23 protein-coding genes are annotated in these 25,693 nt (G+C 73.2%); 6 read left to right on the forward strand and 17 right to left on the reverse strand.

All coding sequences use genetic code 11. The features are described 5' to 3' along the window. The first annotated feature begins 44 nt into the window (after positions 1-44). Positions 45-1,034 carry a phosphatase PAP2 family protein gene (locus tag AB8735_RS09570; RefSeq protein WP_372406643.1) on the forward strand — a complete coding sequence of 330 codons (990 nt, stop codon included), beginning with the start codon at positions 45-47 and terminating at the stop codon, positions 1,032-1,034. A 54-nt stretch (positions 1,035-1,088) separates the two neighbouring features. Here the strand turns inward: AB8735_RS09570 and AB8735_RS09575 are convergent, their stop codons facing one another. The 3 genes from AB8735_RS09575 to AB8735_RS09585 all read right to left on the reverse strand — a co-directional run bounded on the left by AB8735_RS09575 (position 1,089) and on the right by AB8735_RS09585 (position 4,031). Continuing rightward, entirely contained in the window at positions 1,089-1,313 is a 225-nt protein-coding gene (locus AB8735_RS09575; protein WP_344023849.1) for an I78 family peptidase inhibitor, read from the reverse strand. Between the two features lie 550 nt (positions 1,314-1,863). Further along, a complete protein-coding gene (locus AB8735_RS09580) occupies positions 1,864-2,784 on the reverse strand; it encodes a hypothetical protein (RefSeq protein ID WP_372406644.1) in 921 nt (306 codons plus the stop codon). Then, positions 2,781-4,031 carry a glycosyltransferase family 4 protein gene (locus tag AB8735_RS09585; protein ID WP_372406645.1) on the reverse strand — a complete coding sequence of 417 codons (1,251 nt, stop codon included), beginning with the start codon at positions 4,029-4,031 and terminating at the stop codon, positions 2,781-2,783. The genes AB8735_RS09580 and AB8735_RS09585 overlap by 4 nt, the downstream gene beginning before the upstream one ends. A gap of 271 nt (positions 4,032-4,302) precedes the next feature. Between AB8735_RS09585 and AB8735_RS09590 the strand changes: the two genes are divergently transcribed. Together AB8735_RS09590 and AB8735_RS09595 are read left to right on the forward strand one after the other, a co-directional pair. Next, positions 4,303-5,088 (forward strand): hypothetical protein, encoded by a 786-nt coding sequence (locus AB8735_RS09590; protein ID WP_344023843.1) that lies wholly within the window; start codon positions 4,303-4,305, stop codon positions 5,086-5,088. Positions 5,089-5,253: 165 nt separating this feature from the next. Continuing rightward, complete coding sequence (locus AB8735_RS09595; RefSeq protein WP_344023841.1) at positions 5,254-5,583, forward strand: hypothetical protein; 330 nt, start codon at positions 5,254-5,256, stop codon at positions 5,581-5,583. Between the two features lie 114 nt (positions 5,584-5,697). Here the strand turns inward: AB8735_RS09595 and der are convergent, their stop codons facing one another. From der to AB8735_RS09615, 4 genes are all read right to left on the reverse strand, one after another. Beyond that, positions 5,698-7,158, reverse strand: coding sequence for a ribosome biogenesis GTPase Der (gene der / locus AB8735_RS09600; RefSeq protein WP_372406646.1), 1,461 nt, complete (start codon positions 7,156-7,158; stop codon positions 5,698-5,700). Positions 7,159-7,216: 58 nt separating this feature from the next. After that, a complete protein-coding gene (locus AB8735_RS09605; RefSeq protein ID WP_344023934.1) occupies positions 7,217-7,804 on the reverse strand; it encodes a lysophospholipid acyltransferase family protein in 588 nt (195 codons plus the stop codon). Positions 7,805-7,854: 50 nt separating this feature from the next. Continuing rightward, positions 7,855-8,673: a (d)CMP kinase gene (cmk, locus tag AB8735_RS09610; protein ID WP_372406647.1), complete on the reverse strand. Its 819-nt coding sequence runs from the start codon at positions 8,671-8,673 to the stop codon at positions 7,855-7,857. 113 nt (positions 8,674-8,786) lie between these two features. Beyond that, positions 8,787-9,875, reverse strand: coding sequence for a prephenate dehydrogenase (locus tag AB8735_RS09615; RefSeq protein ID WP_372411805.1), 1,089 nt, complete (start codon positions 9,873-9,875; stop codon positions 8,787-8,789). Between the two features lie 83 nt (positions 9,876-9,958). Here AB8735_RS09615 and AB8735_RS09620 point away from each other — a divergent pair, with 83 nt between their 5' ends. Next, on the forward strand, positions 9,959-10,321 hold the full coding sequence (locus AB8735_RS09620) for a DUF952 domain-containing protein (RefSeq protein ID WP_344023834.1): 363 nt from the start codon (positions 9,959-9,961) through the stop codon (positions 10,319-10,321). Between the two features lie 20 nt (positions 10,322-10,341). Continuing rightward, on the forward strand, positions 10,342-11,022 hold the full coding sequence (locus AB8735_RS09625) for a DNA polymerase beta superfamily protein (RefSeq protein WP_372406649.1): 681 nt from the start codon (positions 10,342-10,344) through the stop codon (positions 11,020-11,022). A gap of 32 nt (positions 11,023-11,054) precedes the next feature. Here AB8735_RS09625 and AB8735_RS09630 read toward each other — a convergent pair whose 3' ends face one another. The 10 genes from AB8735_RS09630 to AB8735_RS09675 all read right to left on the reverse strand — a co-directional run bounded on the left by AB8735_RS09630 (position 11,055) and on the right by AB8735_RS09675 (position 23,379). After that, on the reverse strand, positions 11,055-11,852 hold the full coding sequence (locus AB8735_RS09630; RefSeq protein WP_344023830.1) for a DNA polymerase beta superfamily protein: 798 nt from the start codon (positions 11,850-11,852) through the stop codon (positions 11,055-11,057). 56 nt (positions 11,853-11,908) lie between these two features. Continuing rightward, positions 11,909-13,276: a pseudouridine synthase gene (locus AB8735_RS09635; protein ID WP_372406650.1), complete on the reverse strand. Its 1,368-nt coding sequence runs from the start codon at positions 13,274-13,276 to the stop codon at positions 11,909-11,911. Further along, positions 13,276-13,887 carry an SMC-Scp complex subunit ScpB gene (scpB, locus tag AB8735_RS09640; protein WP_344023826.1) on the reverse strand — a complete coding sequence of 204 codons (612 nt, stop codon included), beginning with the start codon at positions 13,885-13,887 and terminating at the stop codon, positions 13,276-13,278. The genes AB8735_RS09635 and scpB overlap by 1 nt, the downstream gene beginning before the upstream one ends. Further along, on the reverse strand, positions 13,884-15,035 hold the full coding sequence (locus AB8735_RS09645; RefSeq protein WP_372406651.1) for a ScpA family protein: 1,152 nt from the start codon (positions 15,033-15,035) through the stop codon (positions 13,884-13,886). The genes scpB and AB8735_RS09645 overlap by 4 nt, the downstream gene beginning before the upstream one ends. A 98-nt stretch (positions 15,036-15,133) precedes the next feature. Further along, the gene (locus AB8735_RS09650) at positions 15,134-15,727 is read right to left on the reverse strand and encodes a hypothetical protein (protein ID WP_372411806.1); all 594 of its coding nucleotides are present in this window, start codon (positions 15,725-15,727) and stop codon (positions 15,134-15,136) included. Continuing rightward, positions 15,724-16,848: a ParA family protein gene (locus AB8735_RS09655; RefSeq protein ID WP_344023819.1), complete on the reverse strand. Its 1,125-nt coding sequence runs from the start codon at positions 16,846-16,848 to the stop codon at positions 15,724-15,726. The genes AB8735_RS09650 and AB8735_RS09655 overlap by 4 nt, the downstream gene beginning before the upstream one ends. Before the next feature lie 331 nt (positions 16,849-17,179). After that, positions 17,180-18,295 (reverse strand): alanine dehydrogenase, encoded by a 1,116-nt coding sequence (gene ald, locus AB8735_RS09660; RefSeq protein ID WP_344023930.1) that lies wholly within the window; start codon positions 18,293-18,295, stop codon positions 17,180-17,182. Positions 18,296-18,492: 197 nt separating this feature from the next. Next, on the reverse strand, positions 18,493-20,550 hold the full coding sequence (locus AB8735_RS09665; protein ID WP_372411807.1) for a tetratricopeptide repeat protein: 2,058 nt from the start codon (positions 20,548-20,550) through the stop codon (positions 18,493-18,495). A gap of 449 nt (positions 20,551-20,999) precedes the next feature. Further along, entirely contained in the window at positions 21,000-21,626 is a 627-nt protein-coding gene (locus AB8735_RS09670) for an NUDIX domain-containing protein (protein WP_372411808.1), read from the reverse strand. A 100-nt stretch (positions 21,627-21,726) separates the two neighbouring features. After that, positions 21,727-23,379, reverse strand: a complete 1,653-nt coding sequence (locus tag AB8735_RS09675) for a CTP synthase (RefSeq protein ID WP_372406653.1) — start codon at positions 23,377-23,379, stop codon at positions 21,727-21,729. A gap of 473 nt (positions 23,380-23,852) precedes the next feature. On the opposite strand from AB8735_RS09675, the gene AB8735_RS09680 reads away from it, so the two are divergent. Continuing rightward, positions 23,853-25,655 (forward strand): glycoside hydrolase family 15 protein, encoded by a 1,803-nt coding sequence (locus AB8735_RS09680; RefSeq protein WP_344023815.1) that lies wholly within the window; start codon positions 23,853-23,855, stop codon positions 25,653-25,655. Positions 25,656-25,693: the final 38 nt, after the last annotated feature.

Genomic DNA, 25,693 nt, shown 5'->3' on the forward strand with positions numbered 1-25,693 from the left:
GCGATCGGCCGGACCCTCCCATCACGCAATGTAACGTCGATTGAGTGCGTACCAACGACGAGCTCGTTCCCGCCGAGGAGCGCCCGAGCGACCCCCCGCGACCACGGATGACCCGGACCCGCATGGGGATCTTCGTGGCAACCTCCGTGGTCTACGCGGCAATCGTGGTCGGTGTGCTGACCACGTCCTGGCCGGTGCGTTTCGACTGGCAGGTCATGCTCTTCCGGCCGTACAAGCAGTGGCCCGGGATCCACACCTTCCTCGACTACTTCGTCGTGCTGGGCCAGCGCGGCCCGACGGCCGTCGCGGTCGCCGCCTGGCTGGGCTGGTGCGCGTACAGGCGGCGGACGCTGCGGCCCCTGCTGGTGCTGGGCACCTCGCTGCTGCTCCTCAACGCCACCGTGGGCGCCGCGAAGATAGGGATGGGCCGGCTCGGGCCGCACTACGCGACCGAGATCGGCTCCAACGAGATGTTCGCCGGGGGCGACATATTCCCCTCCGGCCACACCGCCAACGCGGTGGTCACCTGGGGCGTCCTCGCCTATCTGGCCACCACCCCGCGGGCCCGCCGGATCGCCTCGGTGATCGCGGCGATGCTGGCGCTGGGCGTCGGCATGACGACGGTCTACCTCGGTACGCACTGGATGAGCGACGTCACGCTGGGCTGGACCGCCGGTCTGCTGGTGCTGCTGGCCCTGCCCTGGTTCGAGCCGCTGATGGACCGGGCCGAGTCCTGGCTGCTGGCCGCCTGGGCCCGGCTGCGCGAGCGGCGCGCCCTGGCACCGGCGGTGGCGACGGCCCCGATCGGGCTGTGGGGCCCGCGCGCCCCGGCCGACGACGCCTCCCCGGCCCGCGAACCGGTGGGCGCCGCCTCACGGACCGGACGGACGGACGCGAGCCGGACCCGCTCCGCGGCCCGGCCGCACACGCCCCGCTCGGAGCGGACGCCGGTCACCCCCGGCGGCAGCCGCCGCCCGCCGCAGCGCACCGCGCCGCCGGTCCCGGCGACGGGCCGCGGACGCGCCATCGGCTGAGCACCGCGGAAAGGGCCGCCCCCGTCGGGGGCGGCCCTTTCCGCATGCCGGGCGTCAGCCCTTCCAGCAGCGCCGCACGACGCCGTCCGCCACCTCGAGGTTCAGCCGCCCGGCCACATACTCCAGGGTGATCACCGTGTCCGGCGGCAGCGCGCGGACGGTCGTCCAGCCCCGGGCACGCGCCCGGGCGGCCGCGCCCTCGGCGTCGAGGCCCACGTACTCCCCGGGGTCGTCGTCGGGGTCCGCCGGCAGGCCGGGCAGGTTCGGCAGAGGCACCATGGCAGCCACCGTAGACCCTGGGAAGCGCCTCCGGCAGCCTGCCGCGGACCGCGCACCGGCCGCCTCCGGCCCACCATGGGTCACACTTCTGTCACAGAAATCCATGGCCGCGTTTACGGGAGGGCGCATCACTCCCACGGGTCTTTTTTCGCCCCCGCTATACGGCCCCATGAACTCCGTTTGGGAATGCGCCCGGCCGGCTGTCCCGCTCCCGAAAACCCTTCGGTATTTCCATCGGAATTCGATGCCGGGGCTGCCTCGTCCCCTCGCCGGAAAGAATGCCGTGAACCCTCCGGATGTTCCCCGCAGGCTGCGGAATATTTAATTCCGGAAGGCGGCGGACAGGGCCGGGCGCCCGGGCCGGCCCCGGCGGACGGGGGCACGGACGCGGCCGGTCCGCCGAGCGGGCCCGGAGAAGTCCGGTGCGGTCCGGTGCGGTCCGGCAGCGCCCCGAAGGGGCGCGGGGCTGTTGCGACGTGCGGCTCCGCCGCGTGGGCGCGACCGGCCACGACGCACTCGCGGATGACGTGCCCGACCTCCGGCGGAGCGCCTAGCGGACGGGCGGCCGCTCGTCGACGCGGATCGCCAGGTCGTTGTCGGCGGTGTAGTACGGGCCGGCCTGGGCGGGCGCGTACGGGGCGTCCACCGGCTGGGCCGGGTAGACGAAGACCTGGCCCTTCTCCGCCACGTCGTCCAGCAGCCGGGCCACCCGGGCCGCGGCCGAACCGTCCGCGGGACGCAGCCACAGGTCCCAGGCGTCCGGGCCGCCCTCCCAGGACTCGCACAGCTCCGCCAGGGCGAAGGAGAAGGAGAAGTCGGGGCCGCTCGCGGTGACCGGCGCCGTACGGACCAGCTCGGTGTCGCGGCGGCAGCGCGCCTCGGCGACAGCACCGGCGAGCCACTCCTCCGGGTTCTCCACCCGGTGCAACGTGCCGGCCACGGTGATGCCCTTGGCGTCGATCCCCAGGTCGCCGGCCTCGGCGTGCGGGGCCCGCTGCCAGGTGCGCAGCGAGAGGTTGCCGTGCTTGGTGGCGTAGGGGATGCGCACCGCGAGCGGCGAGGTGCTGGGGCCGGGCCGCCGGTCCACCAGGGAGCGCAGGTCGGCCAGGCCCGGCAGCAGCCGCACCGGATCCGCCTCCCCGACGCCCAGGTGGACGTCCCAGCGGCCCTCCGGCAGCGGGACGGTGCTGGGCAGGACGGCGCGCAGCCGGCCGTCGCCGTTGGGGGTGAGCGGCAGGCGGACCTCATCGTCGGGATTCTCGACAACGTTGCCGCCCCTGCGGAGCAGCACCAGCGCCGCCGACCAGTGGCCGGAGACGTCGGCCCCCTCGGGGGCGTCGAGGTCGAAGGTGAGTCCGCCCGCGGAATCCGCGATGCAGTCGGCGCGCGGCGGGGCAGACACGATGGTGAACTCCTCGGGAACGGTGGAGCCCGCGTCGGCGGGCCCGGCGGGGATCGGGGAAGAGGTCATGCGGCACGCACCCGGCGCAGCGCGGACCGGCCGGCGTCCTTCGTCCTCAGGGCACCGCTGAGCAGGGCCCCGCGGGTGCGGTGCAGGGAACCGCGCAGGGCGCCGCGGCCGGTGAGGTCGTCGAAGAGCCGCTCGTAGCGCCCGGCGATCTCGGCGGGGTCGAAGCGGGCCGAACTCTCCAGCGCCGCCCGGCCCATGCGCCGGCGCAGCTCGTCGTCCTCGATCAGCTTCAGCAGGCCCGCGGCGATGGCGTCGGTCTTGCCGACCGGCACGAGCAGGCCGTCGGTGCCGTCGTGGATGATCTCGCGGGGGCCGTGCGGACAGTCCGTGGAGACCACGGGCAGGCCGCAGCGCATCGCCTCGACGATCGTCATGCCGAACGACTCCAGGCTGGAGGTGACGGCGCCGATCGAGCCCTTGACCCACTCCGCCTCCAGCGGATTGGCGGGGCCCATGAGGAAGACGTGGTTGTAGAGGCCGAGCTTGTCGACGAGGGCGCGCAGCTTGGCCTTCTCGGTGCCGGCGCCGTAGATCCGCAGCCGCCAGTCCGGGCGCCGCTCCACGACCTTGGCGAAGGCCTTGACGAGCACGTCGTAGCGCTTGGCGGGGGCGAGCCGGCCGGCGGCGATCACCCACTTCCCGGAGGAGTCGGCGGGGGCGAGGGCCGGCGCGGGCACGCTGTTGGGCACGGCCTCGATGCGCACCCCGGGCAGCCGCATCACCTTGCGGTAGGTGCGCGCGTCCGCCTCGGTCACGGTGGTGACGGCGTCGAGCCGGGGGTAGTGGGTGCGCAGCGCCAGCTTCAGGGGGGCGGAGTGGGTGCTGAGGGTGAGGTGCTCCTGGCCGACCCGGGTGACGCCGCGCCGGGCCTGCTGGGCGATGTGCACATTGAGTCCGGGCCGGGTGCCCACGACCACGTCGCACTCCAGGCTCCGCAGGTGGTCGGCGATGCGCCGGTCGGTGAGCGCGCTGTACTGCTTGTAGCGGCCCTCGGCTGCGGGGAAGACGGTGGCGGGGCGCTCGTACTCCGGGTCGTCGCCCTCGTAGCCCGGGCTGCCCTTGCGCAGATCCACCAGGTGCCTCAGCCGCACCTTGGCGGACGGGGCGAGGACGGGCTCGTCCCGATGCCGGAAGACGGAGACGACCTCCACGTCGTGGTGCTCGGCGAGGGTGCTCGCCAAGTTGTACGTGGTGCGGATGGTGCCGCCGATGCCGTAGGCATTGTGAATCAGGAATGAGATGTGCATTCGTCCCCACAGCCGGTGTGCGTGCCCGGTGGCGCGCCTCCTGAAGATTAGACCGTACTGACGATCAGGAGGTTGGCCCCGGTCCTCGACTCGATCACGGAACGATGAGCATTCCATGACGTCCGGGCGGCGGGTTCCCGCCAGGTTCGGGATGCCGCGAAGCGCCGCCGCGCGAGGGCGTGACCCCGGCCCCGGGTCCTCCGTTGTCTTCGTTACGAGCCGGGAACCGCCCGGCGCCACCGCCCACGCACCGGAAGTACGAGGAGCCCCCGTGCCTCGCATGCTCGACGTCAGCGAAGAAGTACGCGCCGAGATCGGCGACGAAGAAGCGGACCGCCTGCTCGGGGGCGACAACGCCCCGGGAACCTACGACTGCACCTCGTGCCGCACCCCCGGCAACAGCGAGCGGGAGCGCACCAGCACCGTGCTGTTCGTCGGCGAGGAGACGGCGGTGCTCGCCTTCGCGCATGCCTCCTGCATCCCCTCGCAGGTGGTCCCGGTCTCCGAGGAGCAGCTCCAGGGCGCGGTGCGGTCCATCACCGGCGGCGACGGGCAGCAGCCGCAGCCCGATTCCGACCTCCCGCTCCAGGCGGAGCTGGGCGTCACCAGCGGGCTGCTGCTGGTGGGCGGCGAGGTGCAGCCCTCGCTGGTCGTCGAGCCGCTGGTGCCGATCGCCCGCCCGGGCACGACCGGCCCGGTGGACGTCTTCCTGGAGCTCCTCTCCGAGCAGGGCTTCTCCACCATCACCGCGCTCGACCAGGTGCCCGAGAGGCTCCCGGGCTGGTCGGTGCTGCTGGTGATGGGCAAGCTGCACGCGGTACTCCAGCCCAACGCCAACGGGGGCGCGCCGGTGGCCTGGTGGCAGGCGCACCAGCCGATGCAGGTGGCCGACGAGTGGCGGTCGGCCGTCAACAAGTCGGGGCGGGTGCTGGTCTTCGCCGCCCCCGTCGGCACGATCGGCCAGCAGCCGCGCGAGGACCTGCTGCGGGAGGCGATGGACCGGGCGGCGGCCGCGGGGAAGCTGGTGGGCGCGGCGATGCCGCTCGCGGGCACATGATCGAGGGCGTGCGCCCCGGGGTGAACCGGCGCACCCCTGTTTCCCCCTGCCCCGGGGAAGGATTCGCGGGCCGGGCCGCATCCGATGGCCCCCGGGGTCGTTGGCTGGGATGTGTACTCTTACGAACCCGCTTCCCGGACCTCGTACCAGAACTACATCCCCGGCATGCGCCCACCCCGCGACGCCGCCCAGAGCCGCCCCGCCTCGGTGACCCCGATCTTCGACGCCCTCTGCTCCGAGTACCGCCGCTCCTTCCGCACGCTGCCCGGCGACCGGGCGGGCGAGGAGGAGCTGGGCTTCAAGGGATTCGGCCTCCCGCAGCAGGGCGCGGGCCAGGGCCAGGGGTACTACGGCCAGCTCACCGGGCACGCGCCGTACCCGGGGCACACGGGCTGGTCGGGGAACTGGGACACGTACCAGTCGCACGGGCGGCAGCGCGGGCAATTGCCCGCGCTGCCGCCCGGCTCGCGTGACGGGCGGATGCGCGGCTTCTAGCCGCGCGCCCGCCCGCCGCTCTCACTGCTTCACTTCTTACGGCTGCGCTTCTCCCGGCTGCGACCTCCCGGGGGCAACCCCCGTACCCCCGGCCGCACCCGGACCGCCCGCCGTCTACTTCTTACGGCTGCGCTTCTCCCGCACCCGCACCGAGATGTGGATCGGCGTCCCCTCGAAACCGAACTCCTCGCGCAGCCGCCGCTCGACGAAGCGGCGGTAACCGGCCTCCAGGAAGCCGGAGGCGAAGAGGACGAACCGCGGCGGCTTGGTGCCCGCCTGGGTGCCGAAGAGGATGCGCGGCTGCTTGCCGCCCCGGATGGGGTGCGGGTGGGCCGCGACGAGCTCACCGAGGAAGGCGTTGAGCCGGCCGGTGGGCACGCGGGTCTCCCAGCCGGCGAGGGCGGTCTCGATCGCCGGGACGAGCTTCTCCATGTGCCGGCCCGTCCGCGCGGACACGTTCACCCGCGGCGCCCAGGCGATCTGGCCGAGCTCGGTCTCGAGCTCGCGCTCCAGGTAGAAGCGGCGCTCCTCGTCGAGGGTGTCCCACTTGTTGATCGCGAGCACCAGCGCGCGGCCGGCCTCGACGGCCATGGTGATGATCCGCTGGTCCTGGACGCTGATGGACTCGGCGGCGTCGATGAGGATGACGGCCACCTCGGCCTTCTCGACGGCGGCGGCGGTGCGCAGCGAGGCGTAGTAGTCGGCGCCCTCCTGGAGGTGGACGCGGCGGCGGATGCCGGCGGTGTCCACGAACTTCCAGGTCTTGCCGCCCAGTTCGATCAGCTCGTCGACCGGGTCCCGGGTGGTGCCGGCCAGCTCGTTGACGACCACGCGCTCCTCGCCCGCGAGCCGGTTGAGCAGCGAGGACTTGCCGACGTTCGGGCGGCCGACGAGGGCGATGCGGCGGGGGCCGCCGATGGCGTTCCCGAAGGTCTGGGCCGGGGCGTCGGGCAGCGCCTCCAGGACCGCGTCCAGCATGTCGCCGGTGCCGCGGCCGTGCAGGGCGGAGACCGGGTGGGGCTCGCCCAGGCCCAGCGACCAGAGCATGGCGGCGTCGGCCTCGGCGGAGGGGCCGTCCACCTTGTTGGCGCACAGGACGACGGGCTTGCCGGCCCGGCGCAGCAGCTTGACGACGGCCTCGTCGGTGTCGGTGGCGCCGACGGAGGAGTCCACGACGAAGACGACCGCGTCGGCGGCCTCGATGGCGAACTCGGCCTGGGCGGCGACGGAGGCGTCGATGCCGAGGACGTCCTGCTCCCAGCCGCCGGTGTCGACGACCTTGAAGCGGCGGCCGGCCCACTCGGCCTCGTAGGTGACGCGGTCCCGGGTGACGCCCGGCTTGTCCTCGACGACCGCCTCGCGGCGGCCGATGATGCGGTTCACCAGGGTGGACTTGCCGACGTTCGGGCGGCCGACGACGGCGAGCACCGGCAGCGGGCCGTGGCCGGCCGCGGCGATCTCGCTCTCGACCTCGTCGGCGTCGAAGCCCTCCAGCGCCGCGAGCTCCATGAACTCCGCGTACTCGGCGTCGCCAAGCGCACCGTGCTCGTCGCCGGTGGGGATCTGGTCGTTCATGGAGTCCGTTCCTCGTTCGTATGGTCGGCGGACCAGGCGGTCCGCTACTCAGTGTCGTTCAGCGCCCGGTGAGGCGCTTGGCTTCCGCCAGGTGCGCGCCCAGCCGCCGCTGGATGCGCACGGTCGCCTCGTCCAGCGCCGCGCGCGTGCGCCGCCCGCTGCCGTCCCCGGCGTCGAAGGGGTCGCCGAAGACGACGTCGACCCGGCCGCGCAGCGGGGGCAGGGAAGGGACGAGGCGTCCCTTGCGCTCGGTGCTGCCCAGCACGGCGACGGGGACGACGGGCGCCCCCGAGCGCAGGGCGAAGTAGGCCAGGCCCGCCCGCAGCGAGGCGAAGTCGCCCTCGCCCCGGGTGCCCTCGGGGAAGATCCCCAGGACGCCGCCCTGCTCCAGGACCTCCAGCGCGCCGGTGACCGCGGCGCGGTCGGCGCCCTTGCGGTCCACCTCCAGCTGGCCGATGCCGCGCAGGAAGGGGCCGAGCGGGCCGGTGAACGCCTCCTTCTTGATCAGGAAGTGCACGGGCCGGGGCGCGGTGCCCATCAGCATCGGGCCGTCGATGTTGTGGGAGTGGTTGACGGCCAGGATGGCCGGCCCCGCGGCGGGCACCCGCCAGGCGCCCAGCACGCGGGGCTTCCACAGCCCGTGCATCAGGCCGATGCCGATCCGTCTGCCGACGGCCGCACCGGAGGCGGAGGCGGTCACGCGGAGCGCTTCTCTGTGCCTTCGGTCGCGCTCCGCCTCGACTCCGCTCCGGCCGAGTGCTCCGCCCTCGTTCCTCGGTCAGAGCCCTCAACCTGCGCTGCGTCTCGGCTGCGCCGCTCCTCCACCAGGGTCACCACGCACTCGATGACCTGCTCCAGGGTGAGCTCGGTGGTGTCCACCTCGACCGCGTCCGCGGCCTTGGCCAGCGGGGAGGTCTTGCGGCCGGAGTCGGCGGCGTCGCGCTTGACCAGGGCGGCCTGCGTGGCGGCCAGGTCGGCGGCGTCCTTGCCCTTGAGCTCGCCGTTGCGGCGGGCCGCGCGGGCCTCGGCGGAGGCGGTCAGGAAGATCTTGAGGTCGGCGTCCGGCAGGACGGTCGTGCCGATGTCCCGGCCCTCGACGACGATGCCGTGCGGGGCCGCGGCGGCGATCGAGCGCTGGAGCTCGGTCAGCCGGGTGCGGATCTCGGGGACGGCGCTGACGGCGCTGACCGCGGAGGTGACCTCCTGGGTGCGGATCGGGCCCGCGGCGTCGGCGCCGTCGACCGTGATCGTGGGCGCCGACGGGTCCGTACCGGAGACGATCTCGGGCTTGCCGGCCGCGGCGGCGACGGCCGCGGCGTCGTCGACGTCGATGCCGTTGCTCAGCATCCACCAGGTGATCGCCCGGTACTGCGCGCCCGTGTCCAGGTAGCGCAGTCCGAGCTTGGCGGCCACGGCCTTGGACGTGCTGGACTTGCCCGTGCCGGAGGGGCCGTCGATGCCGACGATGACTGCTGCCGGCGCGGTCCTGGCGGCGGTTTCCACGGTGTCGGACACCTTCCTCGTGCACGTTTGTCGAAATAGCCCTACGTATTCAGGCTCCCCCAAGGTTACTGGCTCGCCGGAGCGGATCGCGCCGCCGCGATCCGCACCGCCGCAGCGCCCGGCCCTTACTGCCGCAGCGCCCAGCCCCGGTCGCGCAGGGTCGCGGTGAGCGCCGCGACGGCCTGCGGCTCGACCATCAGCTGGATCAGGCCGCTCTGCTGGCCGGTCGCGTGTTCGATGCGGACGTCCTCGATGTTGACGCCCGCGCGGTCGGCGTCCGCGAAGATCCGGGCCAGCTCGCCCGGCTGGTCGCCGATGAGGACGGTGACCGTCTCGTACGCCGCGGGGGCCGCGCCGTGCTTGCCGGGGACGCGGGCGCGGCCCGCGTTGCCGCGGCGCAGCACCGTCTCCAGGCCGGTGATCGCCTCCCCGGCGGGTTCGGCACCGTCCAGGGCGCGCAGGGACCGCACGGTGGCGGCGAGATCGGCGGCGAGGCCGTCGAGGACGTCGGCGACCGGGCCGGGGTTGGCGGACAGGATGTCGAGCCACATCCGCGGGTCGGACGCGGCGATCCGGGTCACGTCGCGGATGCCCTGGCCGCACAGGCGCACGGCCGTCTCGTCGGCCTCCTCCAGCCGGGCGGCGACCATGCTGGAGACCAGCTGCGGGGTGTGCGAGACGAGGGCGACGGCCCGGTCGTGGGCGTCGGCGTCCATCACCACGGGCACCGCCCGGCACAGGGCGACCAGTTCGAGGGCGAGGTTGAGGACCTCGGTGTCGGTGTCCCGGGTCGGGGTCAGCACCCAGGGGCGCCCCTCGAACAGGTCGGCGGAGGCCGCCAGGGGTCCGGAGCGCTCCCGTCCGGCCATCGGGTGGGTGCCCAGGTAGCCGGAGAGGTCGCAGCCGAGGGCCTCCAGCTCGCGGCGGGGCCCGCCCTTGACGCTGGCCACGTCGAGGTAGGCGCGGCCGCGCCCGGCGCCGATCGCCTCCGCGAGGGTGGCCGCGACATGGGCCGGCGGCACGGCGACGATCACCAGGTCGCAGCGGCCCTCGGGCTCCTTGTCGGTGCCGGCGCCGCGCGCGGCGGCGGTCCGGGCCTGCGCGGGGTCGTGGTCGCTGAGGTGCACCTGCACACCGCGGCCCGCGAGCGCGAGGGCTGCGGAGGTGCCGATCAGGCCGGTGCCGATGACGAGGGCGGTTCTCACGGAGGCGATGGTCCTTGCGGTCTCGACCTGGGCGGGGGACGGGTGCTGCGCGTCCCACCCTAGCCAGGCCCGAGTCGGGTACAACCGAGGGCATGATCTTTCACGTGGTGCCCCTCGACGACTGGCTGTCCGTCCCCGACCGCCCGTACGCCCCCGCCTCCCTCAACGACGAGGGCTTCGTGCACTGCTCCCCCGACGAGGAGACGACGCTCGCCGTGGCCTCCGCCTTCTACCGGGACACCCGGGGGCCGCTGATGGCACTGCTGATCGACGAGCACCGGCTCGGCGTCCTCGTCCGCTGGGAGGCCGCCGACCCCGAGCCCCCGCCCGGCGTGGCCCCGGGCGTCCTCTTCCCGCACGTCTTCGGCCGCATCAACCGCGACGCGGTCGAGGGGATGATGGAGATCCAGCGGGACGAGGAGGGGCGGGCGACGGGCCTGGCGGTCTGGTCGTAGCCCGGGCGAGAATGCGGGCCATGCACGCCCTGGTGACCGACCACACGATCTACTCCTGCGTCATGGGCTCGCGCGCCTTCGGGCTGGCCACCGAGGCGAGCGACACCGACCGGCGCGGGGTGTACGCGGCGCCGACCCGGCTCTTCTGGGGCTTCGCCAAGCCGCCGACGCATGTGGAGGGCCCGGCGGAGGAGCAGTTCTCCTGGGAGCTGGAGCGCTTCTGCGAGCTGGCGCTGCGGGCCAACCCCGGGATCCTGGAGGTCCTCCACTCCCCGCTCGTCGAGCACGCGGACGCCACGGGCCGTGAACTGGTGTCGCTGCGCGGGGCGTTCCTCTCCCTGCGGGCGCACCAGTCCTTCGCCGGGTACGCGGACGCCCAGCGCGCCAGGTCCGACGCGGCCGTACGCCGACACGGGGCGCCCAACTGGAAGCATGTGATGCACCTGCTCCGCCTCCTGGGCAGCGCCCGCGACCTGCTGCGCACCGGCACCCTCACGGTCGACGTCGGCGACCGGCGGGAGCGACTGCTCGCCGTCCGCCGCGGCGAGGTGCCGTGGCCGGAGGCGGAGCGCTGGATGACCGCCCTGCGCGAGGAGGCGGACGCGGCGGTGGCGCGCTCCCCGCTCCCGGCGGAGCCGGACCGGGCGCGCGTGGAGGACTTCCTGATACGGGTGCGCCGGGCGTCGGCACTGGCGGGGTGAGGGGGCCGGTACCCGTGGCCCGCGCGCGGCGGCTACGCCACGCGCGCCCGGACGACCAGCTCGTGCAGGGCGTCGTACACGCCCGCTCCGGTCTCCTCCGGCAGCCGGGAGGCCGCCTGCGCCGCGTCCAGCTCCCCGTGCAGCGCCTCGACGTCCGCCCGCAGCCGCTCCGCGTCGACGAGCCCGTCGAGCGCCCCGTGCTCCGCCACCGCCTTCGCCGCGATCAGCTCGGGTACGTAGCCGGGCGCGGGCACCAGGTCGAGCAGGGTCGGCAGATGGGCCTCGACCTCGCCGCTGCGCATCAGATGGATGCCGGTGAGCAGCACCCGCAGGGTGTAGAGCAGCGGCTTGAGCTCGGGCCGGCCGCCGAACAGCCGCCACTGGGTGCTCGCGAATCCCCGGTAGTGGTGCGCGTGATGGCGGGTGACCACGCCGGGGGCCAGGGCCGCCAGCTCGGCATGGGTGTCCGAGGTGCCGACGACGAGCGGCGACAGCAGCTGCTCCAGCACATAGCCGTTGCGGCGGAGCATGAGCCGGGCGAACTTGCGCAGATCGTGTGTGACGAGGTCCATCTCGATCCCGTCGCGGTCCCCCATGACCGAGCGGGTCTCGTCGCCCTCGCGGAGGCCGATCAGATCGGCCACGGGGAGCAGGTGGGCGCCGCGCAGGTCCACGTCGGAGTCGGCCGACGGGAAGCCGTAGAGGTGGGCTCCGGAGACGGTGGCGAAGACCAGGGGGTGCCCCTGTTCGGCCAGCACGGGCGACAGGTCGGCGGTCGGCAGGCCGGCGGCCCGCAGCCGGGCCGCCCGTACATCGTCGGTCTCGCTCATCGGCCAAGGATCCCAGGTGCCCCGCGACGGCGGAGCACCCGGGTCCACGGGGCCTCCTAGAGCTCGACCTCGCGCATCAGCATGCCGACCTCGGTGTTGGTGAGGCGGCGGAGCCAGCCCGACTTCTGGTCGCCGAGGGCGATCGGGCCGAACGAGGTGCGGACGAGCTTCTCGACCGGGAAGCCGGCCTCGGCCAGCATGCGCCGCACGATGTGCTTGCGGCCCTCGTGCAGGGTGACCTCGACCAGGTAGTTCTTGCCGGTCTGCTGCACCACGCGGAAGTTGTCGGCGCGGGCGTAGCCGTCCTCCAGCTGGATGCCGCTCTTGAGCTGCTTGCCGATGTCGCGGGGCAGCGGGCCGGTGATGGCGGCCAGATAGGTCTTCTGGACGCCGTAGCGCGGGTGCGTGAGGCGGTGGGCCAGCTCGCCGTGGTTGGTGAGCAGGATGATGCCCTCGGTCTCCGTGTCGAGGCGGCCGACGTGGAAGAGCCGGGTCTCGCGGTTGGTGACGTAGTCCCCGAGGCACTGGCGGCCGTCCGGGTCCTCCATCGTGGAGACGACACCGGCCGGCTTGTTGAGGGCGAAGAACAGGTACGACTGGGTGGCGACGGTCAGACCGTCCACCTTGATCTCGTCCTTCTCCGGGTCGACCCGGAGGCCCTGCTCGGTGACGATCCGGCCGTTGACCTCGACGCGGGCCTGCTCGATCAGCTCCTCGCAGGCGCGGCGGGAACCCATGCCGGCCCGGGCCAGCACCTTCTGCAGACGCTCGCCCTCCTGCTCGGCGCCGGGGAAGGTCTTGGGGGTCTTCACCTGCGGCTTGTTGTGCCGCTCCCGGTTGCGCTCCTCGATCTTGGCATCGAGCTCGCGCGGGCGGGCGGGGGCGTAGCCGTGGCCGCGGGCGGGCCCGCTGCTGCGCCCGCCGGAACCGGCCGTGGAGCTCCTGCGGGGGCCGCCCTTGGCGCCGCCGCGGGCCGCCGCGCCGCGGCTGCCGGTGGGTCCGCCGGTACGGCCGCTGGTGGGACCGCTGCGGGTGCGCTCGGCGTCGGGGCCCACGTCGTAGCGGCGCTCCTCGGGGCGCGGACGGCGCGGACGCTCCTGCTGCCGGTCGTCGCGGCGGTCGTCGTAACGCCCGCCCTCGGAGCGGCCACCGTAGCCACCGCCGGAACGGCCGCCCTCGGAACGGCCGCCGTAGCCGCCGCCACCGGAGCGACCACCCTCGGAACGGCCGCCGCCGTAGCCGCCGCCACCGGAGCGGGAGCCGCCGTAGCTCCCGCCGCCGGAACGGCCGCCGCTCTCGGGGCGTCCACCGCCGGAACGGCCGCCACCCGCGCGCCCGCCCCCGGACGACGGACGGGGAGACCCTGCCCGCCCGCTCCGGTCGTCCCGGTTGTCGCTACCGCTGTTCCTGCCGCTGCTTCGCATCAAAGTTCCGTCTTGTCGTCCGCTTCGGTGTCCGGGGCATCCGGGTCGAATGACGGGACCCCTTCCTGGGAGTCGCCCTCGACCGCGTCCGCCTCCGGGAGGAACGGTGCGAGCTCGGGAAGCTCGTCCAGGCCGCGCAGGCCCATCCGCTCCAGGAAATAGTTCGTCGTCCTGTACAGGATCGCACCTGTTTCGGGTTCCGTCCCCGTCTCCTCCACGAGACCCCGCTGGAGGAGGGTGCGCATGACGCCGTCGCAGTTCACCCCGCGAACCGCGGAGACCCGCGAACGGCTGACCGGCTGACGGTACGCGACGACGGCCAGGGTCTCCAACGCGGCCTGCGTCAGCCGGGCCTGCTGGCCGTCCAGCACGAAGGCCTCGACGGCGTCCGCGTACGCGGGACGGGTGAAGAAGCGCCAGCCGCCGCCGACGGCGCGCAGCTCGAAGCCGCGGCCCTGGGCGGTGTACTCGTCGGCCAGCGCCTGCAGGGCGTCGGCGATCTCCCGGCGCGGGCGCTCCAGCACCTTGGCGAGGTGCTCCTCGGCGACGGGCTCGTCGATGACCATGAGGACGGCCTCCAGCGCGGGGCCCAGCGGGAGCGTTTCCGTCATTGCTGCTCTTCCTCCTGATCGAACTCGTCCGTCACCTGCGGCGCCGTGTCCTCCCCGCCCGTCCAGCGGACCCTCAGGTCCCCCAGCGCCGCCTCCTGCTCCAGCTGGACCGCCCGCTCGCGGTAGAGCTCCAGCAGGGCCAGGAAGCGGGCCACGACCGTGAGGGTGTCCGCGGCGTCGGCCGTCAGCTCCGCGAAACTCGCGGCGCCGGTCGCGCGCAGCCGGGCCACGACGAGCTCCGCCTGCTCCCGGACGCTCACCAACGGGGCGTGGATGTGGTCGATGTACACCTGCGGCGCGGGCCTGGGCTGCATCGCCTTCACGGCCAGCTCGGCGAGCCGCTCGGGGCCGATGCCGAGGACGACCTCGGGCAGCAGCTCCGCGTGGTGCGGCTCCAGGCCGACGGTACGGGGGTAGCGGCGGCCCTCCGTCGCCATCCGCTCGCCGAACATCGCCGCGATGCTCTTGTACGCCCGGTACTGCAGCAGGCGCGCGAAGAGCAGGTCCCGGGCCTCCAGCAGGGCGAGGTCGGCCTCGTCCTCCACCTCGGCGGCGGGCAGCAGCCGGGCCGCCTTGAGGTCGAGCAGCGTCGAGGCGACGACGAGGAACTCGGTCGTCTGGTCGAGGTCGAAGTCCGGCCCCATGGCCCGCAGATGGGCCATGAACTCGTCGGTGACCTGCGAGAGGGCGACCTCGGTGACGTCCAGCTTGTGCTTGGCGATCAGCTGGAGCAGCAGGTCGAAGGGCCCCTCGAAGTTGTCGAGGTGAAGGGTGAAACGGCCGTCGCCACCGCCCGGACCTCCGGCCGGAGGCTCTTCCCCCGCCCCGCCCTTTCCCGAACCCGGGGACTCCGCCCCCGGCCCCCCGGGCTCCGGCACAACGCCCCCGGATTCCGGCACAACGCCCCCGGATTCCGGCACAACGCCCCCGGATTCCGGCACAACGCCCCCGGATTCCGGCACAACGCCCCCCTCGCGGCCGGGCCGCTCGGGGGTCCGGGGGGTCTGCCCCCCGGTTTCGGGAAGGGGCGGGGCGGGGGAAACCTCCTGGTCCGCGCCCGCGCCCTGGGACCGGCCGCCGCCCGGCCCCCGGCCCAGCACACGGCGGACCCCGGCACGAACAGTGGCGGCAGCGGCGGACTCGGGCATGCGAAGAGGGTCCAAGCGAAGAGATAAAGGCGGTCCAGCGGCCCGCAGGCCGGCTCGGCGGACTACGGCCGCCGCGGGCAGGCTATCGGCGAACCCGCTCAGCGGCCCCGCAGGCGCCGCACGAGGATGCTCGCGTCGCCGCGCGCCTCCAGGTCGGCGAGGACGACGGCCACGGCCTCCCGCACGATCCGGCCGCGGTCCACCGCGAGCCCGTGCTCGCCGCGCAGCACCAGGCGCGCGTGCTCCAGGTCCATCAGCTCCTCGGCGGAGACATAGACCGTGATCTTCTCGTCGTGGCGTTCCCGGCCGCTGGGCCGGCGGTTGGCGGCGCGGCTGCGGCGGCGGGCCGGGGCGGCGGGGTCGACGGTCCGGGAGGAGGAGGCCGCTGCGGACCGTCCCGCGGCACGCTCCCGTTCGCCGACCGGGGGGACGGACGCGCGGCGCTCCGGGCGCTCGGAACGCTCCCCGTCCTGCTCCCGGTCCGCTCCGGCCGGCGCCTCCGACGGCGCTCCGGGCCCGGAGCCGTCACCGGACGCCGGGGACGCGGCGCCGTCGGGCTCGGCGGCGGCCGGGCCGGGCACCCGCGCGGCGGCGGCGCTCCCGTCGGCCTTGGCCTGTCTGCGGGGGGCCGAGGACTGGAGCCCCACCCCTCCGGTGGTGCGGAACAGCTCGTCGGCGCCGGGCAGACTCACTCGGCGTGACACCGGGCGAGCACCTCCCTGGCGAGTTGGCGGTAGGCGGCGGCGCCGACGGAGTTGGACGCGTACGTGGTGATGGGCTCCCCCGCGACGGTGGTCTCGGGGAAGCGGACCGTACGGCCGATGACCGTGTGGTACACGTGGTCGTCGAACGCCTCGACCACGCGCGCGAGCACCTCGCGGCTGTGGACGGTGCGCGAGTCGTACATGGTGGCGAGGATGCCGTCGAGCTCCAGCTCGGGGTTGAGCCGCTCCTGGACCTTCTCGATGGTCTCGGTGAGCAGGGCGACCCCGCGCAGCGCGAAGAACTCGCACTCCAGCGGGACGATGACCTTGTGAGCCGCCGTCAGGGCGTTCACCGTGAGCAGGCCCAGCGAGGGCTGACAGTCGATCACGATGTAGTCGTAGTCGGCCATCAGCGGCTTGAGCGCGCGCTGCAGCGTGGACTCGCGGGCCACCTCGCTGACGAGCTGGACCTCGGCCGCGGAGAGGTCGATGTTGCTGGGGAGCAGGTCCATGTTGGGGACCGCGGTCTTCAGCAGCACCTCGTCGGCCGACATGCCCCGCTCCATCAGCAGGTTGTAGACCGTCAGATCCAGTTCCATCGGGTTGACGCCCAGTCCGACGGAGAGCGCGCCCTGCGGGTCGAAGTCGACGAGCAGCACCCGGCGGCCGTACTCGGCCAGCGCGGCACCCAGGTTGATGGTCGAGGTGGTCTTGCCGACCCCGCCCTTCTGGTTGCACATCGCGATGATCTTGGCGGGGCCGTGGTCGGTCAACGGGCCCGGGATCGGGAAGTACGGCAGCGGACGGCCGGTGGGGCCGATGCGCTCGCGGCGCTGGCGGGCGGCGTCCGGGGCGAGGGTGGCCGCGTACTCGGGGTCGGGCTCGTACTCCGCGTCGGGGTCGTAGAAGTGCCCGTCGGGCACCTCCTCGTAGTCGGCGAGACGGGCGGGGTCACCGCCGCGGTCGCCGGCCCTGGCGTTCATGTGTTGACCGTCCATGCTCTGGTGGGCTGTCGTCATGCTCTGGATGTCCTGCTGGCTTGCGAAGGTGTGGACAGCGACGGAGCCGACAGCGTGGAGTCCCACGGGACTCTGGGCCTGCGCAGGCATTCCTGGTTGACCACCCCCGGGAGCAAATGTCGACTCATTCACAAGTCGTCCTACCTCCTTGGTGACCAGGAAACATCTAGATAGGTCAGCGTGGCACCATGCCGACGGTTGGCGACTCTATGGCGTGTCGGCGGTCCGCAGCAACACAATCCGCCGGAGACGGCACGATGTGTCGGCAATCGAACACCCTTCTGTCAAGGGTGTTCAGCGCGTCACCCGCACATTTTCCCGGTGGGGATGAGCTCGGAAAATCATGCGGAAAACACCCCGGCAGGGCCTTGCGAGCAAGACCCTGCCGGTTGTGCATTCCCGTTGTGGGCGCGCCCACGCCTCAGCCGAGGAGCGTGCTCAGTTCGACGGACGGAAGGCCGTGCGCCTCGGCCACCGGACCGTAAACGACCTGTCCCTCATGGACGTTGAGCCCCTTGGCGAGCGCGGCGTCCCGGCTCAGCGCCTCCTGCCAGCCGCGGTTGGCCAGCTCCACGATGTAGGGCAGCGTGGCGTTGGTCAGCGCGTAGGTGGAGGTGTTCGGCACCGCGCCCGGCATGTTGGCGACGCAGTAGAAGACGGAGTCGTGGACGGTGAAGGTCGGCTCCGCGTGGGTGGTGGGCTTCGAGTCCTCGAAGCAGCCGCCCTGGTCGATCGCAATGTCGACAAGTACACTTCCGGGCTTCATCTTGGCGACGAGCTCGTTGGTGACCAGCTTGGGGGCCTTGGCGCCCGGGATGAGGACGGCGCCGATGACCAGGTCGGCCTCGGTGACGGCCTTCTCCAGCTCGTAGGCGTTGGAGACGATCGTCTGCACCTTGGTGCCGAAGACCTTGTCCGCCTCGCGCAGCTTGTTGATGTCCTTGTCGAGCAGGGTGACGTGGAAGCCCATGCCCACGGCGATCTGCGCGGCGTTCCAGCCGGAGACGCCGGCGCCGATGACGACGGCCCGGCCCGCGTGGGTGCCCGGGACGCCGCCCGGCAGCACGCCGCGGCCGCCGGCCGAACGCATCAGGTGGTAGGCGCCGACCTGCGGGGCCAGCCGGCCCGCGACCTCGGACATCGGGGCCAGCAGCGGCAGACCGCGGTTGGCCAGCTCGACGGTCTCGTACGCGATGGCGGTGGTGCCGGACTGCAGCAGGGCGTCCGTGCACTCGCGGGAGGCGGCCAGGTGCAGGTAGGTGAAGAGGGTCTGGCCCTTGCGAAGGCGGTGGTACTCCTCCGCGATCGGCTCCTTGACCTTCAGCAGCAGGTCGGCGGTGGCCCAGACCTCGTCGGCCGTGTCCAGGATGGCCGCACCGGCCGCCACGTACTCGGCGTCCGTGATGGAGGAGCCGAGACCGGCGCCCTTCTCCAGGACGACCTGGTGGCCGTGGCGCACCAGCTCGTGGACACCGGCGGGGGTGATGGCCACGCGGAACTCGTTGTTCTTGACCTCGCGGGGGATGCCGACCTTCACGTCGATCACGGTCCTTGAATCAGAGGTTTTCAGGCTAATCCGGATGTGCGGGGACACACCAGAGCAGACCGCGTCGATCGCGGCGCAACCAGTCTAATGAAGGAGGTCGAGCTGTCTAGCCTTACAAAGCAACAATCTTTGCGGATCCTGCCACCGAATTCGTAGGTTGCCCCTGGATGTACCCCAACGTACCGACGCTAAGCGCGCACCGTCACATCCATGACCTCGACCGCCTGCCGGTGCGCCTCCGCCCCCGCCGGGTCCCCCAGCCTCTCCAGGGCCTCCGCCAGCCGCAGCCGGACCGCGGCCTCCAGCCGCCCGTCGCCGGACCGCCGGGCGCACTCGACCGCCTCGGCCCCCGTGCGCAGCGCCTCCTGCGGCCGCCCCAGCCGCTCCTGGGCGTCCGCCGCCCCGCTCAGCGCCCGGGCGTGCCCGGACAGGTCCTGCAGACGGCGGCAGGCGGCGGCCGCGGCCCGCCAGTTGCGCAGGGACTCGCCCCACTCCCCGGCGTAGCCGTGCACCTCGCCCAGCCGCCCGTACAGCCGCGCCTCGTCGGCCAGTTCCCCGCGGGTCAGCCGCAGCTCCAGGCCCCGCCGGTACCAGTCGGCGGACCGCTCCCAGTCCCCCAGCTCCTGGTAGGCGGAGGCGATCGACTCCAGCGACCTGCTCGTCGCGTACGGATCCCCGGCCTCGCGCGCCGACCCGAGCGCCTCCCGGTAGCGGCCCAGCGCCATCCGGGTGCGTCCGGCCCGGGCGTCCAGGTCGCCCAGGTTGAGCAGGGCCGCCGACTGCTCCAGCGGCATCGAGCGGCGGCTCGCCACGTCCAGCACCAGCCGGTGCAGCCCGTACTGCTCGGGCCCGGCCTCCTCCGGGGGCAGGTGGGCGCCGAGCGCCCGGGTGAGCGCGGAGACCAGGCGGCGGGCGAGGGTGTCGAGCCCGCCGTCCTCCACCGCCAGCCGGGCGGCCGCCAGCAGCGCGGGCAGCCGGGAGCGCAGCCACTCCTCCGCGACCCGCGCCGACGGGAACCGCAGCGGGCGCGGGAGTTCGGCGACGCGTCTGCGGACGGACGGGTCGTCGAGCCCGGCGGCGGCCCGGCACGAGTGCAGCTGCCGTACGACCCGCTCCAGCATCCGGGCCCGCGCCAGCTCCACCTCGGCGGGCCGGTCCGTGGTCTCCAGCAGGGCCCGCAGCAGCGGGGCGAGCGCGCCCGGCACCTGGTACTGCGGCGGCAGGGCGCCGGGCGCGCCCGGGACGCCGTCCACCGGAACGGTGCGCAGCAGGCCGCGGGCGACGAAGTCCTCCAGCGCGGCCTGGGCCGCGGCGACCGAACAGCCCGCCAGCGCCGAGGCGGTGTGCGCGTCGGCCGGTCCGGCCGGGGCGAGCGCCAGCAGGCGCAGTATCCGGGCATTGAGCGGGGGCAGCGCCCCGTAGGCCAGGTGGAGGGCGCGGGCCAGCGGACGGCCGGTGCCCTCCTGCCCCTCGGGGACGGGCAGTTCGCGCAGCCGCCGGGCCGCGTCGGCCACCGACATCTTGGGATGGGCCGCCAGCCAGCCGCCCACCAGGACGAGCGCCGCGGGCTGCCCGGCGCACTCCTCGACGACGGCGCTCGCGGCCGTCGGGTCGACGGTGATGCGGGTGGGGCCCGCGTACCACTCCAGGAGGTCGACGGCCGGCGCCGTCTCCAGCCCGCCCAGGGTGCACGGCCGGACGTCGGGCACCCCGGTGAGCGGGCCGCGGGCGACGGCGACGACCAGGCACTCCGGTTCGTCGGGCAGCAGCGGCTCCACGTGCTCCGCGCCCGGGGCGTCGTCCAGCAGCATCAGCACCCGACGGCCCGTCAGGGCGCCGCGCAGCGCGGCGGCCAGCTCGTCCTCGTCCGCCCCCGCGGGGGCCGCGGCCGTGGCGCCGAGCTCGGCGAGGAGGGCGCGGGCGGTGCGGTCGAGGGGGACGGGGGTGCCGTCGGCGTCCGTGAGGCGGGAGCGGAGTACTCCGTCCGGGTAGTCCCGCTCCAGCCGGCGGGCCAGCTCCTCGGCGAGCGCGGTGCGGCCGGAACCGGGGCGTCCGGCGACGAGCAGGACGCGGCAGCGGGGGCGTTTGCGCCCGGAGAGGGTGTCGAGTCCGGTCCGGGCGATGTCGGCCCGGAGTTCCTTGAGTTCCCGGTCCCGCCCGGTGAACGGGGCGCCCGCGCCGGTGGGCGCTCGGCCGGTGACGGCCGCTCCCGACCGGCGCGGGCGCACGCCGGTCGCCACGGCCATTTCGTCGGTCTCCACGGGCCGAGCGTAGTTCACCGGCGCGGTGGGGCGGGCGAGCCGCGTCGCGGCTCTTCGTACCATCACCTATTCGGTTTGTGTGCGGGGTGTGGGGGTGACGGTGGGGGTGTTGTGCCCCGGTCCCGCCCTTTCACCGTTTCCTCCGGGGCTGCGCCCCGGACCCGACACCGCGCTGCCGCGCGGTGGGCGGGGCTCCGCCCCTGCGCCCCTGCTTCCGGGGCTCCGCCCCTGGCCCCCGTTTGTCGCGGCTCCGCCGCTCGTCCTCAAGCGCCGGACGGGCTGAATTCAGCCCGTCCGGCGCTTGAGGACAGCGCCCGCAGGGCGCTTCAGGGGTCCAGGGGGCGCAGCCCCCGGTCAACGCGGCGCAGCCGCGTTACGGGCCCGGGGCTCGCCCCGGAAGAAACGGTGAAAGGGCGGGCCAGGGGCAAAACCCCCTACACCTCAAACGGCCGCGCCGGCCACGCCGCATCCGCCGCCCGCAGCGCCCCCACACCCTCCCCCGCCCGCGCCGCCACCAACGCCAGCACCCCCACCGTCAGGCAGGTGTTGTGCAGCTCCCCGGCCAGCACCCCCCGCACCAACTCGTCCAGCGGCACCCGCGCCAGCTCCATGTCCGCCTCCTCCTCGGAGACCTCGAAGCGCTCGCCCTCCACGTCCGAGAGCTCGCGGGCCAGGAAGATGCGGAGCGCCTCGTCGCAGCCGCCGGGCGAGGTGAAGACGTCCGTCAGCACCCGCCAGTCCTCGGCCTTGACGTGCGCCTCCTCGTAGAGCTCGCGCTGCGCCGCGTGCAGCGGGTTCTCGCCGGGGATGTCCAGCAGGCCGGCCGGGATCTCCCAGAGCCGGTGCCGCACGGGGTGGCGGTACTGGTTGATCACCAGCACCCGGTCCTGCTCGTCGAGGGCGAGGACGGCCACCGAGCCGGGGTGCACCTGGTAGTCGCGCTTGACCGTGGACCCGTCGGGCATGACCACCACGTCCGTGCGCGCACTGGTCTTGTTGCCGACGAACGGGGTCTCGCTGGCGGTGACCTGCCACGTCTCGGCGGTGTCCTTGATGCTGATGCCCATATACGTCACGTCCTCCAGGAATGCGAAAACCGGGGCGAGCCCCCCTCGCGAGGAGGAGGCGCTCACCCCGGTCAACCGTATAAGACCGCTGGGATCAGCCCTGCTGGCGCTTGACGGCCGCCTTCACCAGACCCGCGAAGAGCGGGTGCGGGCGGGTCGGCCGGGAGCGCAGCTCCGGGTGGGCCTGGGTGGCCACGAGGTAGGGGTGCACCTCGCGCGGGTACTCGACGTACTCGACCAGCTTGTTGTCCGGGGAGGTGCCGGAGAAGACGATGCCCGCCTTCTTCTCCAGCTCGGCGCGGTACGCGTTGTTGACCTCGTACCGGTGACGGTGGCGCTCCTCGACGTACGGCTCGTCGCCGTAGACCTCGCGGACGATGGAGCCCTCGGCGAGCTTGGCCGGGTACATGCCCAGGCGCATCGTTCCGCCCATGTCGCCCTCGCCGGCGACGATGTCCATCTGCTCGGCCATGGTGGAGATCACCGGGTGCGCGGTGGCCGGCTCGAACTCGGTGGAGTTGGCGTCCGCGATGCCGGCCAGGTTGCGGGCGGCCTCGATGACCACGCACTGCAGACCCAGGCAGAGGCCCAGCAGCGGGATCTTGTTCTCGCGGGCGTAGGTGATCGCGCCGACCTTGCCGTTGACGCCGCGGTCGCCGAAGCCACCGGGGACGCAGATCGCGTCAACGTCGGACAGCTGCTTCTTGGCACCGGCAGGAGTGACGCAGTCGTCCGACGTCACCCACTTGATCTTCACCCGGGCGCGGTTGGCGAAGCCACCCGCACGGATGGCCTCGGTGACCGAGAGGTAGGCGTCCGGCAGGTCGATGTACTTGCCGACCAGCGCGACGGTGACCTCGTGGTCCGGCTGGTGGACGCGCTCCAGCAGGTCGTCCCACTGCGCCCAGTCCACGTCGCGGAAGGGCAGGTCCAGCTTGCGGACGACATAGGCGTCCAGGCCCTCGGTGTGCAGCACCTTGGGGATGTCGTAGATCGACGGGGCGTCGATCGCGGCGACCACCGCGTCCTCGTCCACGTCGCACATCAGCGAGATCTTGCGCTTGATGGCGGTCGGGACCTCGCGGTCGGCGCGCAGCACGATCGCGTCGGGCTGGATGCCGATGTTGCGCAGGGCGGCGACGGAGTGCTGGGTCGGCTTGGTCTTCAGCTCGCCGGAGGGGCCGATGTAGGGCAGCAGCGAGATGTGCACGACGAAGACGTTGTCGCGGCCGACCTCGTGGCGGACCTGGCGGACGGTCTCCAGGAACGGCAGCGACTCGATGTCGCCGACGGTGCCGCCGACCTCGGTGATGACGACGTCGACGTCCTCGGTCGCCATGCGCCGGATGCGGTGCTTGATCTCGTTGGTGATGTGCGGGATGACCTGCACGGTGTCGCCCAGGTACTCGCCGCGCCGCTCCTTGGCGATCACGGAGGAGTACACCTGGCCGGTGGTGACGTTGGCGCTGCCGTCGAGGTCGACGTCGAGGAAGCGCTCGTAGTGGCCGATGTCCAGGTCGGTCTCGGCGCCGTCGTTGGTGACGAACACCTCGCCGTGCTGGAACGGGTTCATCGTGCCCGGGTCGACGTTCAGGTACGGGTCGAGCTTCTGCATCGTCACCCGCAGACCCCGGGCCTTGAGCAGCGCGCCCAGGCTGGAGGCGGTCAGCCCCTTGCCGAGCGAGGAGGCGACACCCCCGGTGACGAAGAGGTGCTTGGTCGTCGTGGGCTTAGCGGCAATGGCCAAAGGGGGTCTCCCGTGGTCGCGAGGTGAGGTGCGTACCGGCGCCCATCCGGCGTCTTTGCGGGGGTGCCGTCGCTGCGGTCGAGGGGTCTTGCGCCCACCGGTCCACGGGGTACCAGGGTATCAGCGCCCCGGGGCGGTCGCCTCCGGTGACGCGACGCGACGGCCGTACGGACCCTGCGTCACAGGCCACCCATTCGGCACAGGATTCCCCGGCCAACCGTCGCGCATCCCCCAACTCGGCGTCGTATCCTGCTCGGACACATTGCAGCGAGCCGGCCGGCACGGCACCATCCCGCCCTCCTCCAGCCACCTCCCCCAGCCACCACCGGGGGCACTTCTTCCCACCAGAGGGGCGGGACCCCCCTTTCCGGAACCACAGGCTCGCCCACAGATCGACAAGATCTACAGATCGCTTCGCTTGACCGTCAGAGGCCCCGGGTACGGGGTCACGATGCCGTTCGACTGGAGATGACGTGGCCGGGCGTATCGAGGATTACGCACTCATCGGCGACATGCAGACCGCCGCGCTGGTCTGCCGGGACGGCACGGCCGATTGGCTGTGCCTACCGCGGTTCGATTCCCATGCGGCGTTCGCCGGGCTGCTGGGCACGGAGGAACACGGCTACTGGCGGATCGGCCCCGCGCACCCCTCGGGGGCCGCACCGCCGCGCGCCGACCGCCGCCGCTACCGGGGGGACTCCCTGGTCCTGGAGTCCGAGTGGGACACCGCCCGCGGCACCGTCCGCATCATCGACTTCATGCCGCCGCGCGACGGCGCCCCCCAGCTGATCCGGATCGTCGAGGGCGTCAGCGGCCGGGTGCCGATGCGCTCCGCGCTGCGGATGCGCTTCTCCTACGGGCGCGTCGTGCCCTGGGTGCACAAGGTGGGCGACCGCACGGTGGCCGTCGCCGGGCCCGACTCGGTGTGGCTGGACACCACCGCCGAGACCTTCGGCAAGGACCTGACGACCTACTCGGACTTCACCGTCTCCCCCGGTGAGCGCGTGGCGTTCACCATCAGCTGGCAGCCCTCGCACAGCGGGCCGCCGGCCCTGCCCGACCCGGACGGGTCGCTGGAGGCCACCGAGGAGTTCTGGCGGGGGTGGGTCGAGCACTGTACGTACCACGGCCCGTACCGGGACGCGGTCGTCCGCTCCCTGATCACGCTCAAGGCCCTGACCTACGCGCCCACCGGCGGCATCGTCGCCGCGCCGACCACCTCGCTGCCCGAGGACATCGGCGGCTCGCGGAACTGGGACTACCGCTTCACCTGGCTGCGGGACGCCGCGATCACCCTCTCGTCGCTGCTGCGCACCGGCTACCGCGAGGAGGCCCGCGCCTGGCGCGAGTGGCTGCTGCGGGCCGTCGCCGGCGACCCCGAGAACCTCCAGATCATGTACGGCATCGCGGGCGAGCGCGAACTCAGCGAGGCGGAGCTGTCCTGGCTGCCGGGGTACGAGAACTCCCGGCCGGTCCGGGTCGGCAACGGCGCGGCGGGCCAGCTCCAGCTGGACGTCTACGGCGAGATGATCGAGGCCCTGCACCTGGCGCACATGACGGGCCTGGCCCGCAACGACTACGCCTCGCTCCTCCAGCTCCGTCTGATCAGCTACCTCGAGGACCACTGGAACGAGCCGGACGAGGGGATCTGGGAGGTCCGCGGCCCGCGCCGGCACTTCGTCCACTCCAAGGTGATGGCCTGGGTGGCGGTGGACCGCACCATCAAGCTCATCGAATCGGGTGACGTGGACGGCCCGTTGGAGCGCTGGCGGGAGCTGCGCGACGACATTCACCGCGACGTCTGCGAGAAGGGCTACGACAAGGAGCGCAACACCTTCACCCAGTCCTACGGCTCCAAGGAGCTGGACGCCTCGCTGCTGCTCATCCCGCAGATGGGCTTCCTGCCGCCGGACGACAAGCGCGTCATCGGCACCATCGAGGCGATCCAGCGCGAGCTGTCCACCCCCGACGGCTTCGTCCTGCGCTATCCGACGGCCGGCGACGAGGCGGGCGTGGACGGTCTGGAGGGCGACGAAGGGGCCTTCCTGGCCTGCTCGTTCTGGCTCGCGGACGATCTGGCGATGATCGGCCGGGTGGACGAGGCGCGCCAGCTGTTCGAGAAGCTGCTGGCGCTCCGGAACGACCTGGGGCTGCTCGCGGAGGAGTGGGACTCGCGCCTCAAGCGGCAGGTGGGCAACTTCCCGCAGGCCTTCAGCCACGTCCCGCTGATCGACACGGCGCTGCGGCTGACGGCGTCGAGCGCCTTCGGGGGCTGACGCCTTCAAGGCCGGGGAAAGGTGAACCTGCGGTGTCC

Source organism: Streptomyces luteireticuli (genome assembly GCF_041519305.1).
GTDB classification, from domain to species: domain Bacteria; phylum Actinomycetota; class Actinomycetes; order Streptomycetales; family Streptomycetaceae; genus Streptomyces; species Streptomyces luteireticuli.

Coding starts and splice junctions, on each gene's coding strand:
- AB8735_RS09635 (WP_372406650.1), bottom strand. CDS start 13,276: ATGCGAAGCAGCGGCAGGAACAGCGGTAGCGACAACCGGGACGACCGG.
- AB8735_RS09625 (WP_372406649.1), top strand. CDS start 10,342: ATGCACGCCCTGGTGACCGACCACACGATCTACTCCTGCGTCATGGGC.
- AB8735_RS09575 (WP_344023849.1), bottom strand. CDS start 1,313: ATGGTGCCTCTGCCGAACCTGCCCGGCCTGCCGGCGGACCCCGACGAC.
- AB8735_RS09580 (WP_372406644.1), bottom strand. CDS start 2,784: ATGACCTCTTCCCCGATCCCCGCCGGGCCCGCCGACGCGGGCTCCACC.
- AB8735_RS09585 (WP_372406645.1), bottom strand. CDS start 4,031: ATGCACATCTCATTCCTGATTCACAATGCCTACGGCATCGGCGGCACC.
- AB8735_RS09655 (WP_344023819.1), bottom strand. CDS start 16,848: ATGCCTGCGCAGGCCCAGAGTCCCGTGGGACTCCACGCTGTCGGCTCC.
- AB8735_RS09595 (WP_344023841.1), top strand. CDS start 5,254: ATGCGCCCACCCCGCGACGCCGCCCAGAGCCGCCCCGCCTCGGTGACC.
- AB8735_RS09620 (WP_344023834.1), top strand. CDS start 9,959: ATGATCTTTCACGTGGTGCCCCTCGACGACTGGCTGTCCGTCCCCGAC.
- AB8735_RS09605 (WP_344023934.1), bottom strand. CDS start 7,804: ATGCACGGGCTGTGGAAGCCCCGCGTGCTGGGCGCCTGGCGGGTGCCC.
- AB8735_RS09645 (WP_372406651.1), bottom strand. CDS start 15,035: ATGCCCGAGTCCGCCGCTGCCGCCACTGTTCGTGCCGGGGTCCGCCGT.
- AB8735_RS09630 (WP_344023830.1), bottom strand. CDS start 11,852: ATGAGCGAGACCGACGATGTACGGGCGGCCCGGCTGCGGGCCGCCGGC.
- scpB (WP_344023826.1), bottom strand. CDS start 13,887: ATGACGGAAACGCTCCCGCTGGGCCCCGCGCTGGAGGCCGTCCTCATG.
- der (WP_372406646.1), bottom strand. CDS start 7,158: ATGAACGACCAGATCCCCACCGGCGACGAGCACGGTGCGCTTGGCGAC.
- AB8735_RS09665 (WP_372411807.1), bottom strand. CDS start 20,550: ATGGCCGTGGCGACCGGCGTGCGCCCGCGCCGGTCGGGAGCGGCCGTC.